Below are 15,128 nucleotides of genomic sequence, written 5' to 3'. Positions count from 1 at the left end.
GGTGGAGGGGGATCGCCGCGCAAAGCAACCGGACCGTATGTGGACACCCCCTCCACCAGCTTCGCTGGTCCCCCTCCCCGATGCGGGGAGGATAATTCAGCTGGCCACCCCCAATTGCCACAGGACGAACGCCATCTCCTCGGCCGCCTCGCGCAGGCTTTCCCAGCGCCCCGACTTTCCGCCATGGCCCGCACCCATATTGGTCTTGAGCAGCAGCACATTGTCGTCGGTCTTGGTCGCGCGCAGCCGCGCCGCCCACTTCGCCGGCTCCCAATAGGTCACGCGCGGGTCGTTCAGCCCGCCCGAGATGAACACCGGCGGGTACGCCTGCGGTCGGACATTATCGTACGGGCTGTACGAGGCGATCAGCTCGAACGCCGCCTTGTCCTCGATCGGATTGCCCCATTCGGGCCATTCGCCGGGCGTCAGCGGCAGGCTGTCGTCGAGCATCGTGTTGAGCACGTCGACGAACGGCACGCTCGCGACGACCGCACCCCATAGCTCGGGATCGGAGTTCATCACCGCCCCCATCAACTCGCCGCCCGCCGATCCGCCGGCGATCGCGATCTTGCCCTTGTCGGTGAAGCCAAGTTCGATCAGCCCCTTCGCCACATCGACGAAGTCGTTGAAAGTATTGGTCCGCTTCTCCAGCTTCCCATCCAGATACCATTGCTGGCCCAGATCGTCGCCGCCCCGGATATGCGCGATCGCGAACGCCATGCCGCGGTCGAGGAACGACATGCGGCTGGTCGAGAACCCCGGCGGGATCGCATAGCCATAGGCGCCGTAGCTGTAGAGATAGAGCTTGCCCGTCCCGTCGCGCGGAAAGTCCTTCGGATACACAACCGAACACGGGATCGCCGTCCCGTCGCGCGCGGTGATGTGCAGCCGTTCGGTCGCATATTTGGCGGGATCATAGCCTGACGGGATCGTCTGCACCTTGCGCACGGTCAATTCGCCGCTCGCCACGTCATAGTCGTAGACGGTGCCCGGCGTGACCATCGATTCATAGCCGAGCCGCAGCGTGTCGACGTCATATTCGGGATTGTCGCCCAGCCCGACGACGAAGCTTGCCTCGGGGAACGCAATTGGCCGCGCCGCGCCGCCCGCATAATCGTGCAGCCGGATCTGATCGAGCCCGTCAAGCCGCCCCTCGACCACGAACAGCTTCGCGAAGGTCGTGACCCCGGTCATGTAGAAATGCGGGTCGGCCGCAATCAATTCCTGCCAGTCGTCGGGCCGCTCCAGTGGCGCGGTCGCAAGGCGGAAGTTCGGATGGGTGTCGTTGGTGTGGATGAACAGCGTGCCGTCATGCTCCTCCACGTCATATTCGACATGCTCCTCCCGCGCCCGCACAAGGATCGGTTCGGCGGTCGGATCGTCCGCCGGGACCAGACGCACCTCGCTCGTGACATGATCGCCCGCCGAGATGACGAGGAAGCGCCGCGACTGGGTCTCGCCGACCGACACGCGCCAGCCCTCATCGGCCTCGTGATAGAGCTCGATATCCTGCTCGGTGGGCGTACCGATGCGGTGTAGCCGGGCATTGTCAGTCCGCCACTGCTCGTTGGCGAGGCCGTAGAGGAACCCGCTCGAATCCGCCGTCCACACCAGTTCAGACAGCGTGCCGGGGATCGTGTCGGGCAGCAGCTCGCCGGTCGTCAGGTCCTTGACCCGCGCCTCGAACCGCTCGCCGCCATCATCGTCGATCGCGTAGGCGAGCAGCCGTCCGTTGGGACTGACCGACAGCGCGCCCAGCCGGAAATATTCCTTGCCCTTGGCCAGCGCCGGTTCGTTGAGGATCAGTTCGTCGGCACCGCCCGCAACGGGCTTGCGCCACCAGCGGCGATACTCCCCGCCGGTTTCGAAATCCGACCAATACCACCAGTCGCCGTCGCGCTGCGGCACGGTGGCGTCGTCTTCCTTAATTCGCGCCCGCATCTCGGTGAACAGCGTATCGATCAGTGGGGCATGCGGCTTCATCACCGCGTCGAAATAGTCGTTCTCTGCCTTCAGATAGGCGAGCACCTCTTCATCCTCGACCTTCGGATAGTTCGGGTCGCGCAACCATGCCCACGGATCGTCGACGACGATTCCGTGGCGTTCGAAGCTGTGGGGACGTTGTTCGGCGATCGGCGGAATGGGCTTGGTCATAGGACGCCCATGTGGGGCGAGCCGAAGCGGAAGTCGAGTTCAGTTGTCCTTTTGCCGCGCCGTCGTGGCTGGTAACGACGCAACCATGACGGACCATAAAGATCGCCTCTCCGCCCTGCGCGCCCATCTCGCCACGCTGGACCTCACCGGGTTCGTCGTGCCGCTGACCGACGAACATATGAGCGAATATGTCGGCGATTATGCCCAGCGCCTTGCTTGGTTGACCGGGTTCAAGGGGTCGGCGGGCAGCGCGGTGGTGCTGCGCGACACGGCAGCGATGTTCACTGACGGCCGCTATACGCTGCAGGTCCGCGAACAGGTCGATGCCGCCGACTGGCAGTTCGTACAGGTCCCCGCGAAGTCGATGACCAACTGGCTGCGCGGGGCGGTGCAGGCCGGCGACCGGATCGGCTATGATCCGTGGCTGGCGACGGTCGACTGGGTTGTATCGACCCGTTCGGCACTGGCCGATGCCGGTGCCGAGCTGGTCGCGGTCGATGCCAACCCGATCGATGCATTGTGGCTTGACCGGCCCGCCCCCTCGCCCGCGCCCTTCTGCGTGCAGGACGCCGCACTGACGGGCCGCACGTCCGCCGAAAAGCGTGCGGCGATCGGCGAATGGCTGGCCGAGCGGCGGGCGGACGCGGTGATCCTGTCGGCGCTCGATTCGATCGCGTGGACCTTCAACGTGCGCGGCACCGATGTCGCGCATACGCCGGTCGCGCTCAGCTACGCGATCGTTCATGCCGATGGCACCGCCGACCTGTTCGCCGCACCGGGCAAGGTCGGCGACGACGTCGTCCGCCATCTCGGCAACGCGGTGACCGTGCGACCGATGGACGCGTTCAAGGATACGCTCGGCCAGTTCGCGGGTAAGCGCGTCGCCGCCGATCCCGACCGTGCCGTCGCAGCAATCCACGACACGCTGCGTCAGCGCGGCGCGACGATCGTCGCCGAACGCGACCCGACCGTGCTGGCCAAGGCGATCAAGAACCCGGTCGAGATCGCCGGCCACGCCGCCGCACAGGCGCGCGACGGCGCGGCGATGGTCCGCTTCCTGAAATGGTTCGAGGAAACCGCACCCTCGGGCACGCTGACCGAATTGTCTGCATCCGACCGGCTGGCGGCGATCCGCGCCGAAACCGGGCTGCTGCGGGACCTGTCGTTCGACACGATCAGCGCGACCGGCGCTCATGCCGCCAGCCCGCATTACAAGGCGACCGTGGAAAGCGACGCCGCGATCCTGCCCGGACAGCTCTATCTGATCGATTCAGGCGGGCAGTACGCCGATGGCACCACCGACATCACCCGTGTCATGCCGGTGGGGGCGGTGTCGGAAGAGATGCGCGACCGTTTCACCCGCGTGCTTAAAGGGCATATCGCGATCGACACCGCGATCTTTCCCGACGGGACGCTCGGCGGCCATATCGATGGCTTCGCGCGACGGCCGCTCTGGGAGGCGGGGCTAGATTACGCGCATGGCACCGGGCATGGCATCGGTGCCTATCTGTCGGTGCATGAAGGGCCGCAGCGGATCGGTGCACCCAATTATCCGGGCGGCGGGCCGATGGAGCCGCTGCGTGCAGGCATGATGCTGTCGAACGAGCCGGGATATTACAAGGCCGGCGAATACGGCATCCGCATCGAGAATCTGCTGCTGGTCGTCGAACGCGACATCGCCGGCGGCGACCTGCCGATGCTGGGGTTCGAGACGCTGACCTTCGTTCCGATCGAGCGGACGCTGATCGTGCCGGCGCTGTTGACCGAGACCGAGCGGGCGTGGGTCGATGCCTATCACGCCCGCGTCGCCGAGCTGCTGACGCCGCTGCTCGATATGGAGACAGCGGCGTGGATCGCGGCGAAGTGCGCGCCGTTACAGGTTGAGTAGCGCCGGGTCGCCGCCCTTCGCCATGATGTTGATCGACGTCGATCGTTCGGCGGCATAGCGCAGCAGCGCATCGGGGCCGCCCGCCTTCGGACCGGTACCCGACAGCCCCTCGCCACCGAAGGGCTGGACGCCGACGACGGCGCCGATGATCGAGCGGTTGACATAGACATTGCCCGCCGGAACCAGCGCCGCGACCTCTTCAGCGAACCGATCGATGCGGCTGTGGATGCCGAGCGTCAGGCCATAGCCTCGCGCCGCCAGCTTCCCTGCGACATTGGGCAGATCCGCGGGGTCGTAGCGATAGATGTGCAGAACCGGACCGAACACCTCGCGTTCGAGGAAGTCGGGGCTCGGCACCTCGGCGATGACCGGCGCGAAATAGGTGCCGCGGGCGTCCCAGCCGCGGGCATCGGCACGGAACAGGATCTTCGCTTCGCGCTCTAGGCGTTCGATATGGGCGTTCAGCGCATCGCGAGCATCGGCGTCGATGACCGGGCCGATATCGGTCGCCGGATCGGACGGGTCGCCCAGCACCATGCAGCCGGCCGCCCCGACCAGCGTCTCTATCACTGCATCGGCGGTCTCCTTCGGCAGGTATAGCAGCCGCAATGCCGAGCAGCGCTGTCCGGCCGAGCCGAAAGCCGACAGGAGCACGTCGTCGACGACCTGTTCGCGCAGCGCGCTGGTGTCGACGAACAGGCCATTAAGACCGCCGGTTTCGGCGATGAACGGCAGGATCGGGCCGTTGCGGTTGGCGAGCGTGCGGTTGATCGCCCACGCGGTGTCGGTGCCGCCGGTGAAGGCGACGCCGGCGATCGACGGATGGGCGACCAGCGCCGCGCCGACCTCGGCTCCTTCGCCCGGCAGCAGCGCCAGCAGGTCGGGATCGAGGCCGGCGGCGTGGAACAGGCGGACGGCTTCGTACGCGATCAGAGGGGTTTGCTCGGCGGGCTTGGCGAGGACGGCGTTGCCGGCGGCAAGCGCGGCGGCGACCTGTCCGGTGAAGATCGCGAGCGGGAAATTCCAGGGGGAGATGCAGACGAAGACGCCGCGGCCGTGGAGCTCGATCTGGTTCACCTCGCCCACCGGGCCCGGCAGCACGGTCGGGCCGGCGAAGCGGGTTTCGGCCAAGAGCGCGTAATAGCGGCAGAAATCGATCGCCTCGCGGACTTCGGCGACGGCGTCGTTCAGCGTCTTGCCCGCTTCGGCGGACAGGATGGCGATGAAGCGATCCATCTGCGCATCGAGGGCGTCGGCCATGGCGCGCAGCACCTTGCCGCGCGCCACCCCGCCGAGCGCGTTCCAGCGGGGTTGGGCAGCGCGGGCGAGGGTTGCCGCATTGTCGATTTCCGTTGGCGTAGCGGGGGTTACCGAGCCGATGGTGCGGCTGTGATCGACCGGGCTTACTATCGGTGCGGCGCCAGCGCCGGGGGTCGATTTGCCGCCGATCAGGGGGGTGGCGTGGATGTTGGCGAAGGTGTCACGGAACGATGCCGCGTGGGACCGGACCGAGGCGATGGAATAGTCGCGACCGAGGGGGTTGGCGCGGCCGGGATAGATGTCGGATGGGGACGGCAGGCGCGGATGTTGACGCGGGGTTGCCGCGAGCGCTGCGACGGGGTCGGCGACCAGTTGGGCGGCCGGGACTTCCTCGTCGAGAAGCGCGTTGACGAAGCTGCTGTTCGCACCGTTCTCCAGCAGGCGGCGGACCAGATAGGGCAGCAGTTCCTCATGGCCGCCGACCGGAGCATAAGCACGCAAGATCAGCTTGTTATCGCCGGTTCCTGACGCGGCGCGGTAGAGTCCCTCGCCCATGCCGTGCAGGCGCTGGTGCTCGATCGTGACGCCGGCACGCACCGCCATGTGGCGCACCGCCATCAGGCTGTGCGCGTTGTGCGTCGCGAATTGCGGATAGAGCGCCGGCGCGGCCGCGATCAACTTATGCGCGCAGACCAGATAGGACAGGTCGGTCGCCGCCTTCGACGTGAACACCGGATAGCCCGGATGGCCGGCGATCTGCGCGCGCTTGACCTCGCTGTCCCAATAGGCGCCCTTGACCAGCCGGACCATGATCCGTCGCCCGGTATCGCGCGCCAGACGCTCCAGCCCGTCGATCACCCCGCGCGCGCGCTTGCCATAGGCCTGTACGACGACGCCGAGGCCGGTCCAGTCGCCTAGTTCGCCCTCGCGCGCCAGCCGGTCGATCAGCTTCAGCGACAGGGCGAGCCGATCCGCTTCCTCCGCGTCGATCGCAAGATTGAGGTTGTGGCGCGCGCCGATCAGCGCGAGGCGCTTCATGCGCGGATAGAGGTCGGCGAACACGTCGTCCTCGCGCACCGCCTCGTAGCGCGGGCACAAAGCGGACAGCTTGACCGAGACGCCATGCCCCTGTTCGGGGGTGCTGCCCGGCGCGCGGGCGTTGCCGACCGCATCGATCGCGGCGGCATAGATATGTTCGTAGCGGTCGGCATCGGCGGGGGTCCGTGCCCCCTCCCCCAACATGTCGAACGAGCAGAGATAGCCTTCCTTCGCGGCGCGCTTCAGCGCGGCGTCGATGGTGGCACCGAGCACGAACTGGTCGCCCATGATGCCGACCGCGGCGGCCAGCGCGCGGCGGATGACCGGTTCGCCGAGCCGCCCGGCCAACCGCCGGATCGTCTCGCCAATGCCCGCCGGACCTTCGTCGCCGACCAGCTTGCCGGTCAGCGTCAGGCCGATGGTGGAGGCGTTGACGAACAGGCTGGACGATTGGCCGAGATGCGCCGCCCAATCGGCGGTGCCGACCTTTTCGGCGATCAGCCGGTCGCGGGTTGCGGCGTCGGGGGTGCGCAGCAGCGCCTCGGCAAGGCACATCAGCGCCAGCCCTTCCCGCGTGCCGAGCGAGAATTGCTGGAGGAAGCCTTCGACTACGCCGGGCTTGGCGGCGGCGGCGCGGGTGCGCTCGACCAGCTTCGCGGCCTTGTCGACGATCTCGCTGCGGTCGGACTGGGTCAACGGGACCTGCGCCAGCAATTGTGGCAGCAGGACGCTTTCGTCGGTGAACTTGTCGGCGTCCAGGGCGTCCCAGTCGATCGCAGGCATTCGTCTCTCCGTATGGCGGTTCCTCGGTATATCGCGGCAGACGGCGAAGGTGCTTCGTATGTTGGACGACCTGCACAAAGGATTATGGCCTCGAAGCTCTGTTTCCTGGTAATCCTTCACATGCGTGACCCCAGCGAAGGCTGGGGTCTTTGGCAGTGACGTGCCGCCCTATCACAGAAAGACCCCAGCCTACGCTGGGGTGACGTATCGAAGGTTAAATTGGACCAGACCGACCGGAAACTGCTCCGCGTTCTGCAAAGCGACGGACGCATCACCAATCAGGCGTTGGCGGCGCAATGCGGCATTTCGCCCGCCGCCTGTTTCGAGCGGGTGCGGCGGTTGCGCGAGGGCGGGGTCATCCGGGGCTATGCGGCGCTGCTCGACCCGGCGAAGCTAGACCGGTCGCTGCTGGTATTCATCGAAGTGCTGCTCGACCGGACCACCGACGATGTCTTCACCGCCTTTGCCCATCACGTCCGGGATCTGCCGGAAGTGCTGGAATGTCATATGGTTGCGGGCGGTTTCGACTATTTGTTGAAGGTCCGCATGGCCGATATGGAGGCGTATCGCGCGTTCCTCGGCCGGACGCTGACGACCGTGCCGGGGGTGCGCGAGACGCGGACCTATGCGGTGCTGGAAGAGGTTAAGTCGACGACGGCGCTGCCGCTGTGACCGGGCGGTCACGATCGACCGTCACGTACACCAGCGTCTGCGTCATCAGCATGTATGCGATCTCGCCGAACGACATCGGCCCGGTCAGGCCGGAGGTATGCCGCCCCTCCAGCCCGGCATAGGCGTAGTTCAGCACGCAGTTGCAGCTGAACACGATCTCGCCGCGCGGGTTGCCCAGCTGTTCGGCGAACAGCCGTTCGTAATCGTCGATCGGCTTCGCAAAGCGATATTCCATGCCGGGATGGACCGGCGCGAACAGGTTGACGAGGCCCCGGTCGGTATCGACCCATTGCGTCGCGACATTGACCATCGCGCCGTTATAATCAGCTACCAGCGGCAAACGGGTGTCGATGCCGTGCGTGGCGATATGATCGACCAGCCGCGTCGGCACGCCATCCACCTTCGCCCATTCCAAGGTGAAGGCCGGTTCGTCGCCCTCCCCGCCAAAGGTCAGCGCCGGACCATCGGTATCGGGGACGAAGAGGTTGACTATGTCGATCCGGGCAAAGGCATCGTCGGGCAGCGCGACGTGCAACACCAGCGCCCGATCGGTCGATGCGGTGCCGGTGCGGCCATCGAACACCTTCGGCACGTCGACACCGATGCGATCGTTCGCCACGCCGGTAACCCATCCGGCCAGCGGCCGGACGAACATGCCCGGCCATTCGAGGCTGTGCAGCGCGAATTCCTGCTGGACCGCGCTCTGCCCCGGCATCAGCAGGATGGTATAGCCATTGTCGGCGCCGAGTTCGGCCATGGTCGGCAGCGCTTCGCGGTCGAGCAGTCCGACCCATGCGATCGAGGCGATGTCGGGCAGTTTCTGAACGAAAATGCGGTCGCGGTCGAAGGTGCCGCCGACCTCGTGACTCATGAAGAACGGGCTGGTTCCGCCGATCCAGTCGCCGCGCGGCAGGGCCGCGAGCGGCGCTTCCTCGGCCGCTAGGATCAGCGCCTGACCCGCGTCGATCATCGCGGCGACCTCCGCCACCGAATGGAGCGAGCGGGCGGCGTCGGGGAAATGGCGGTTCATCGGGCCGCTCCTGCAAAGATCGTCTGAAAGTCTTCGGCGGCGAAGCGCATATTGTCGCGGAAGAAGCGGCGCAGTTCCTCAATCACCGCCGTCCGGTCGGCATCGGGATGGCGATAGGCATGGGTCAGACGGATCATCAGGATGCGCAGCGCGAGGCAGCGATAGCCGGGGCTCGCCATGCCCGACAACAGGGCGTGCCAGCGTCCGTCCTCTGCGGGGGGAATGTCCATGCGAACCGTCAGCCTGCAATCATGTGATGCAACCTGTATCAACATATCTCGGTAAATATTGCGTAAGCCGATTGGATATCGGCTGGCGGTGGCGAAGCGTCGCTTCGTCGCCCTGCAACCTTTGCAGTGTTGCGCCGGTTCAGCGCTGTGTTAGCTTTCCTGTCGAGATCCTGAACGGGAGACGAAACCATGGTCGCCATCGCCGCTGCCCGCTGTTCGGTCCTTGCCCTGTCCGACGGACCGCCACCGCCCGCGCTGGGCGAGGCGATCGAGCGGTTGCGCGCGACGCTGTTGCCGCTCGGGCGGCAGACCGATGCCGACCGCAACCTGCTGGGCGCGCGGATCGACCGCTTCGTCGGCGAGGCGGATCGGCAGGTGATCCTGTTGGCGCATGGCGCCGGTTGCCGCGCGGCGGCGTGGTGGGCGCGGCTGTCGCCGAGCCATTATGTGCAGCGGGTGGCGGGCGCGATCCTGGTCGACCCGACGACCGGGGTCGGTGCGGATCGCTTCGCGTCGCCGGCGACGTTGCTGCCGTTCCGCTCGGTGACGGTCGACCGATCGGGCCAGATCGAGGCGCTGGCGCGCGAATGGGGCAGCGAGTTGCTGGCGCCCGAGAATGCGGTGCGCGGTGGCGGGCTGTTGGGGCTGATCGAGCGATTGAGCGGGGCGGTGGTCGCGCACGACGTGCGGACGGCGGAGAAACTGGCGAGGTTGCGGTAGGGGGTCGGGTTCCGGGCCGATGGGTATGCCTTGCCGCTTGTGCCCGACTCTGCCGCTCGCCCCGCCCTACCCCCTCTCCACCTCCGTTCGCTTCGAGCGCAGGGTCGAGCCTGTCGAGAACCGTAGTCGAGAAGGGGGTGCCCCAAACTCCGGCGTTCTCGACGGACGCTTCTCGGCAAGCTCGAAGCTGCTCGAACCGAACGGGAGGGGGGAGCGGTCCGTTTCCTTGCCGCCGTTCGTCCTGAGTAGCCGCTGAGCCTGTCGAAGCGGCGTATCGAAGGACCGCCGGGGGTGCTTCGATACGGGCTTTCGACAAGCTCAATCCCTACTCAGCACGAACGAATAAGGATAAAGGTCCGGCACCCCTACCCCCGCCGCCGCGGCATCAGCGCATTGCGCATCGCAAAGCTCGAATTGATCCGCGTGACCCCCGGCAGGCGCGACAGGATGTCGGTGTGGAGCGCCTCATAGGCCGCCGCTGAATCGACCGCGACGCGCAGCCAATAGTCGGACTGGCCGGTCATCAGCCAGCATTCCTGGATTTCGGCGTGGCGGCGGACCGCGGCCTCGAACCGGGACAGGAATTCCTCGGTCTGGCGCTCGAGCGTCACCTGCACGATGACGGTCGCGCCGTGATCGTGCGGGTCGGCGCGGGTGACGACGGTGTAGCCGCGAATGACGCCGGCATCCTCGAGCAGCCGCACGCGGCGCAGGCAGGCCGAGGGCGACAGGCCGACCTCCGCCGCCAGCGCATTGTTGGTGCGGCGCGCGTCGAGCCGGAGCAGGTTGAGCAATTTGCGGTCGATCGCATCGAGGTTCATGCAATGTTGCTTTCATGCCGCACGAAGTTGCGCAAACGGGGGATATTCGACGATCCTGCCGCACAAACGCAATTCCTGCACGCGATTCCGCGCTAGGATCATGCCCGGAGACCGTACCGCATGCCGCTGACCATCGATCTGAACGCGCTGTCCGCCAATTACCGGATCGTTGCGCGCACCGTCGCGCCGGCGCGGGTCGCGGGCGTGGTGAAGGCCGATGGCTATGGGCTGGGCGCAGTGCTGGTCGCGGGCGCGCTGTACGGTGCGGGCTGCCGCGATTTCTTCGTCGCGCTGACCGGCGAGGCGAGCGCGCTGCGCCCTTCACTGCCGGTCGATACGCGGCTGTTCGTGCTGAACGGGATCGCGCCGGGCGAGGAGGCGGCGCTGATCGCGGCTGATGCGGTGCCGGTGCTCAATTGTCCGGCGGATATCGCGCGCTGGTCGGCGGCGGCGCGGATCGGCGGGCGGCGGCTGCCGGCGGCGGTGCAGGTCGATAGCGGCATGTCGCGGCTGGGGCTGACGCCGGGTGAGGTCGCGGCGCTGGCGGCACAGGACGGGCCGCTCGCCGCGCTCGATATCGTGCTGGTGATGAGCCATCTGGCCTGCGGCGACGAACCGGATGCAGCGGCGAACGCGGCACAGCGGGCGCGCTTTGGCGAACTGGCGGCGATGCTGCCGCCCGCGCCGTGCTCACTCGCCAATTCGGGCGGCGCGTTTCTGGGCAGCGACTTTCATGGCGATCTGGTGCGGCCGGGGATCGCGCTGTACGGGGCGGCGCCGCAAATGGGGCGCGACAATCCGATGCGGCCGGTGGTGTCGCTCGACGCGCGGATCGTGCAGTGGCGCGACGTGGCCGCCGGGACCGGCGTCGGCTATGGCCTTACCTCGGTCGCGGACCATGACCGGCGGATCGCGACCCTGTCCTATGGCTATGCCGATGGCTGGCCGCGATCGCTCAGCAACCGGGGCGCGGCCTATGTCGGCGGCTATCGCGCGCCGATCGCCGGGCGGGTGTCGATGGACAGCATCTGCATCGACGTCACCGACGTACCAGGGGAGGTGCTGGCGACAGCGGGCCATGCCGAGCTGATCGGGCCGCACCAGACGATCGACCAGGTCGCCGAGGATGCGGGGACGATCGCCTATGAAATCCTGACCGGGCTGCGTCACCGCCATGCGCGCCGGATCCTGGGCGTACAGCAAGAGGGAGTGCCGCCATGCGGGTCGTGATTCTCGGCGCGGGGGTGATCGGGGTCACCTCGGCATGGTATCTGGCGCAGGCGGGGCATGAGGTCGTGGTGATCGACCGGCAGGCGGGGCCGGCGCTGGAGACGAGCTTCGCCAATGCGGGCGAGATTTCGCCGGGCTATGCCAGCCCCTGGGCGGCGCCGGGCATCCCGGCCAAGGCGGTGAAGTGGCTGTTCATGGAGCATGCGCCGCTGATCCTGCGCCCGCAATTCGACCTGGCGATGCTGCGCTGGCTGGTGGCGATGCTCGGCAACTGCAACGCGCGCGACTATGCGGTGAACAAGGCGCGGATGGTGCGGTTGGCCGAATATAGCCGCGACCAGCTGATCGAGCTGCGCCGTGCGACCGGCATTTCCTATGACGAGCGGTCGCAAGGGACGCTGCAGCTGTTCCGCGAGGAGAAGCAGCTGGCCGGGATCGACAAGGACATCGCGGTGCTCAAGGCCGATGGCGTCGCCTATGAGGTGCTCGACCGCGCCGGGTGCATCGCCGCCGAACCGGGACTGGCGGGGAGCAATCAGCCGCTTGCCGGGGGGCTGCGGCTGCCGGGGGACGAGACGGGCGACTGCTTCAAGTTCACCAACGCCCTGGCACGGATGGCGGCGGATGCCGGGGTCGAGTTCCGCATGGGAACGGCGATCAAGCGGCTGGTGCGGCAGGGCGACCGGATCACCGGGGTCGAAACCGATGCCGGGCCGGTCACCGGCGACGCCTATCTGGTGGCGATGGGCAGCTTCTCGCCGCAACTGGTCGCACCGCTGGGCTTGCGGGTGCCGGTCTATCCGGTGAAGGGATATTCGATCACCGTGCCGATCGTCGACGAGGGCCGCGCGCCGGTGTCGACGCTGCTCGACGAAAGCTACAAGGTCGCGATCACGCGGCTGGGCGACCGCATCCGCGTGGGTGGCATGGCGGAGATTTCGGGGTTCAACAACGACCTGCCCGAAGCGCGGCGCGCGACGCTGGAATATTCGCTCAGCAGCCTGTTCCCCGGCGCGGGTGACACGTCGCGGGCAAGTTTCTGGAGTGGCCTAAGGCCGATGACGCCGGACAGCACGCCGGTGCTGGGCCCGACGAAGTTCGGCAACCTGTTCCTGAATACCGGGCACGGGACGCTCGGGTGGACGATGGCGTGCGGATCGGCGGCGGTGATCGCCGACCTGATGTCGGGCAAGCGCGCCGCGATCGAGACCGAAGACCTGTCGATCGCGCGTTACTGATCGAGCAGCTCCTCCAGCGCCGGGACGGTGAGCGGGCCGGCGCACAGGAAACCCTGATAGAGCTGGCAGCCCTCGGTCGCGAGGGCATCGCGCTGTTCGACCGTCTCGACCCCTTCGGCGATGATCGTCAGGTCGAGCGAGCGCGCCATGTCGATCACGCCGCGCACCACCACCCGGTCGCGGTGCGTGCCCACGATGTCCTGCGTCATCCGCCGGTCGAGCTTCAGATAATCGAGCGGGAGCGCCTTGAGATAGGCGAGGCTGGAATAGCCGGTGCCGAAATCGTCGATCGCGACCCGGCAACCCGCCGCGCGCAGCGTCGCGAGCAACCCCGCCGCCTCGCCCAGATCGGCGATCAGCCCGCTTTCGGTGATCTCGACGGTCAGCCGGTCGCGCGGGAAGCGGCTGGCATCGGCGCGCGCCAACAGCGTATCGGCGAAATTGGGATGGGCGATATCCTCGGCCGTGACGTTGATCGACAGGCGCAGTCCGGACAGCGGCGCGGCCCAGCCGGCGGCGATACGCAGCGCGCGCTGCTGGACATGTGCCGACAGCGCCTCGACCAGCCCGGCGCGCCCGGCGGCGGCGAAGAGCAGTTCGGCCCCCAGTTCGCCGCGATCGGGATGGTCCCAGCGGGCCAGCGCCTCGACCCCGACGATCGCGCCGGACAACACATGGACCTGCGGCTGGAAGCGAATCGTGATCTCCCCGCGGTCGATCGCACGGGGGATCTCGCTCGCCAGTGTTTCGGCGTCGTCGAGCGGGCGGCGGGCCTGTGCCGTGTCGACCGCGCCGCCCGACAGGCTGCTGCCGACCCGGCGCAGCAGCACGCCGCCGCCCTCCCCCGCATCGACGACGCCATATGCCTGTTGCAGGGTCAGCGTCACCATCATGCTGCCGGCGACGAACGGACGCGCCAGCGCCTGCGCCAGCGCGGCGTCGAGCCCGGCATCGGCACCGTGCGGCAGCAGCACCGCGAAATCGGCGCCGCCCAGCCGCGCCAGCGCCGCGCGGGCCACGCCGGCATCGCGTACGGCGCGTTCGATCCGCCGCTCGACCGCGCGCAGCAGCGTGTCGCCGGCACCGCGCCCTTGTTGCCGATTGACGGTATCGATCCCGGCGACGGTCAGCATCCGCACCCCCGGCCGTTCGCCGGCATGGATGCGGCGGTCGAGCCACGCCCGCGCTCCGGCCAGATCGCGCACCGACCCCAGCGCCTCGCGCACCGCCGCGCCGATATCGCCGACCCGCGCCAGCGGCTCGACCAGGGCGTGCAGCCGGTGGGTGTGCGGATCGCGCGCGACATGTTGCACCACCCGCCCCAGCCCCGGCAGGTCATGGGCAAAGGCGGTGGCGGGCAGCGTGTCGCCCAGCCGCCGGATCGCCGTCAGCGCCGTCCTCCGCCCCGCCCGTCCGATCGCGCGCAGCGTCGCGCGCGACGATCCGTGCTCGGGCAGGCCCGTCGCCTCCGCCAAGGCCGGGGTCAGTTGCAGCGTGCCGCGATCGCCGTCATGCCGCCAGCCGAGCGCCGCACCGCCGCCGGCCTGGGGATCGTGCCAGCCGCCGCCCATGCGCACGACATGGCGTTCGGCCGATCGCACCGCCTGTAACAGCACGTCCGCCGCGATCGGGCTGACGAGAAAATGGGTCGCGCCGGCATCGTGCAACTCACCCAGCCGGGCGCTGTCGTTACGCGAGAGCAGGACCAGCAGCGCGTCGCCATGGCCGGCGACCTGCGCCAGTTCGGTGGTGGCGGCGACGCCCTCTTCCACCGCGCCGCGCGCATCAATGATGGCGATCGCCGCCCCGCTGGCGGCGACACGCTGGCGCAACCCCTCCGCCCGCCGCGCGGCGACGACGTGCCAGCCACCGCGCGACAGGATCGCGGCCAGTTCGTCGCGTTGCCGGAACGACAACAGGAACAGCGCGCGCTGTCGCGCCGCATCCCCCCCGTGCCAACCGGTCATGCCCCCCGTCATACCCCACTTGTATGAGGCGGCCGGCACGGCGGCAATAAACAGCTTGTATGGTTCGGTGGCGGACGTTGGTGGGCGAGCGGAGATA

Annotated in this window: 11 protein-coding genes; 5 read left to right on the top strand and 6 right to left on the bottom strand. The window is 67.9% G+C overall.

What is annotated here, in order from left to right:
* Positions 1-96: 96 nt before the first annotated feature.
* Positions 97-2,154, bottom strand: a complete 2,058-nt coding sequence (locus ACTHQV_RS02375) for a S9 family peptidase (protein WP_440488177.1) — start codon at positions 2,152-2,154, stop codon at positions 97-99.
* A gap of 85 nt (positions 2,155-2,239) precedes the next feature.
* On the opposite strand from ACTHQV_RS02375, the gene ACTHQV_RS02370 reads away from it, so the two are divergent.
* Positions 2,240-4,042 (top strand): aminopeptidase P family protein, encoded by a 1,803-nt coding sequence (locus ACTHQV_RS02370; RefSeq protein WP_440488176.1) that lies wholly within the window; start codon positions 2,240-2,242, stop codon positions 4,040-4,042.
* Here ACTHQV_RS02370 and putA read toward each other — a convergent pair.
* Complete coding sequence (gene putA, locus ACTHQV_RS02365) at positions 4,028-7,123, bottom strand: bifunctional proline dehydrogenase/L-glutamate gamma-semialdehyde dehydrogenase PutA (RefSeq protein ID WP_440488175.1); 3,096 nt, start codon at positions 7,121-7,123, stop codon at positions 4,028-4,030. The genes ACTHQV_RS02370 and putA overlap by 15 nt on opposite strands.
* A gap of 219 nt (positions 7,124-7,342) precedes the next feature.
* Here putA and ACTHQV_RS02360 point away from each other — a divergent pair, with 219 nt between their 5' ends.
* Positions 7,343-7,795 (top strand): Lrp/AsnC ligand binding domain-containing protein, encoded by a 453-nt coding sequence (locus tag ACTHQV_RS02360; protein WP_440488174.1) that lies wholly within the window; start codon positions 7,343-7,345, stop codon positions 7,793-7,795.
* On the opposite strand, the gene ACTHQV_RS02355 is transcribed toward ACTHQV_RS02360, so the two are convergent.
* Positions 7,767-8,825 (bottom strand): DUF6976 family protein, encoded by a 1,059-nt coding sequence (locus tag ACTHQV_RS02355; RefSeq protein WP_440488173.1) that lies wholly within the window; start codon positions 8,823-8,825, stop codon positions 7,767-7,769. The genes ACTHQV_RS02360 and ACTHQV_RS02355 overlap by 29 nt on opposite strands.
* Positions 8,822-9,055 (bottom strand): hypothetical protein, encoded by a 234-nt coding sequence (locus ACTHQV_RS02350; RefSeq protein ID WP_440488172.1) that lies wholly within the window; start codon positions 9,053-9,055, stop codon positions 8,822-8,824. The genes ACTHQV_RS02355 and ACTHQV_RS02350 overlap by 4 nt, the downstream gene beginning before the upstream one ends.
* A 189-nt stretch (positions 9,056-9,244) precedes the next feature.
* Here ACTHQV_RS02350 and ACTHQV_RS02345 point away from each other — a divergent pair, with 189 nt between their 5' ends.
* Positions 9,245-9,775, top strand: coding sequence for an alpha/beta hydrolase (locus tag ACTHQV_RS02345; RefSeq protein WP_440488171.1), 531 nt, complete (start codon positions 9,245-9,247; stop codon positions 9,773-9,775).
* Between the two features lie 365 nt (positions 9,776-10,140).
* Here the strand turns inward: ACTHQV_RS02345 and ACTHQV_RS02340 are convergent, their stop codons facing one another.
* The gene (locus ACTHQV_RS02340; protein ID WP_440488170.1) at positions 10,141-10,596 is read right to left on the bottom strand and encodes an Lrp/AsnC family transcriptional regulator; all 456 of its coding nucleotides are present in this window, start codon (positions 10,594-10,596) and stop codon (positions 10,141-10,143) included.
* A gap of 120 nt (positions 10,597-10,716) precedes the next feature.
* Here ACTHQV_RS02340 and alr point away from each other — a divergent pair, with 120 nt between their 5' ends.
* Together alr and ACTHQV_RS02330 are read left to right on the top strand one after the other, a co-directional pair.
* Complete coding sequence (alr, locus tag ACTHQV_RS02335) at positions 10,717-11,826, top strand: alanine racemase (RefSeq protein ID WP_440488169.1); 1,110 nt, start codon at positions 10,717-10,719, stop codon at positions 11,824-11,826.
* The gene (locus tag ACTHQV_RS02330; RefSeq protein WP_440488168.1) at positions 11,814-13,064 is read left to right on the top strand and encodes a D-amino acid dehydrogenase; all 1,251 of its coding nucleotides are present in this window, start codon (positions 11,814-11,816) and stop codon (positions 13,062-13,064) included. Before alr ends, ACTHQV_RS02330 begins: the two co-directional genes overlap by 13 nt.
* Here ACTHQV_RS02330 and ACTHQV_RS02325 read toward each other — a convergent pair.
* On the bottom strand, positions 13,058-15,031 hold the full coding sequence (locus ACTHQV_RS02325; protein WP_440488167.1) for an EAL domain-containing protein: 1,974 nt from the start codon (positions 15,029-15,031) through the stop codon (positions 13,058-13,060). The genes ACTHQV_RS02330 and ACTHQV_RS02325 overlap by 7 nt on opposite strands.
* Between the last annotated feature and the right edge of the window lie 97 nt (positions 15,032-15,128).

It is taken from the genome of Sphingomonas sp. SAFR-052, assembly GCF_051965015.1.
Lineage (GTDB): Bacteria > Pseudomonadota > Alphaproteobacteria > Sphingomonadales > Sphingomonadaceae > Sphingomonas.
The sequence above is the reverse complement of the archived record's forward strand: the minus strand, read 5'-3'. Positions and strand labels throughout refer to the sequence as shown.

What these genes read in the sequence shown, in the direction of transcription:
- ACTHQV_RS02375 (WP_440488177.1), bottom strand. Translation starts at nt 2,154, where the DNA reads ATGACCAAGCCCATTCCGCCGATCGCCGAACAACGTCCCCACAGCTTC.
- ACTHQV_RS02370 (WP_440488176.1), top strand. Translation starts at nt 2,240, where the DNA reads ATGACGGACCATAAAGATCGCCTCTCCGCCCTGCGCGCCCATCTCGCC.
- putA (WP_440488175.1), bottom strand. Translation starts at nt 7,123, where the DNA reads ATGCCTGCGATCGACTGGGACGCCCTGGACGCCGACAAGTTCACCGAC.
- ACTHQV_RS02355 (WP_440488173.1), bottom strand. Translation starts at nt 8,825, where the DNA reads ATGAACCGCCATTTCCCCGACGCCGCCCGCTCGCTCCATTCGGTGGCG.
- ACTHQV_RS02350 (WP_440488172.1), bottom strand. Translation starts at nt 9,055, where the DNA reads ATGGACATTCCCCCCGCAGAGGACGGACGCTGGCACGCCCTGTTGTCG.
- ACTHQV_RS02345 (WP_440488171.1), top strand. Translation starts at nt 9,245, where the DNA reads ATGGTCGCCATCGCCGCTGCCCGCTGTTCGGTCCTTGCCCTGTCCGAC.
- ACTHQV_RS02340 (WP_440488170.1), bottom strand. Translation starts at nt 10,596, where the DNA reads ATGAACCTCGATGCGATCGACCGCAAATTGCTCAACCTGCTCCGGCTC.
- alr (WP_440488169.1), top strand. Translation starts at nt 10,717, where the DNA reads ATGCCGCTGACCATCGATCTGAACGCGCTGTCCGCCAATTACCGGATC.
- ACTHQV_RS02330 (WP_440488168.1), top strand. Translation starts at nt 11,814, where the DNA reads ATGCGGGTCGTGATTCTCGGCGCGGGGGTGATCGGGGTCACCTCGGCA.
- ACTHQV_RS02325 (WP_440488167.1), bottom strand. Translation starts at nt 15,031, where the DNA reads ATGACCGGTTGGCACGGGGGGGATGCGGCGCGACAGCGCGCGCTGTTC.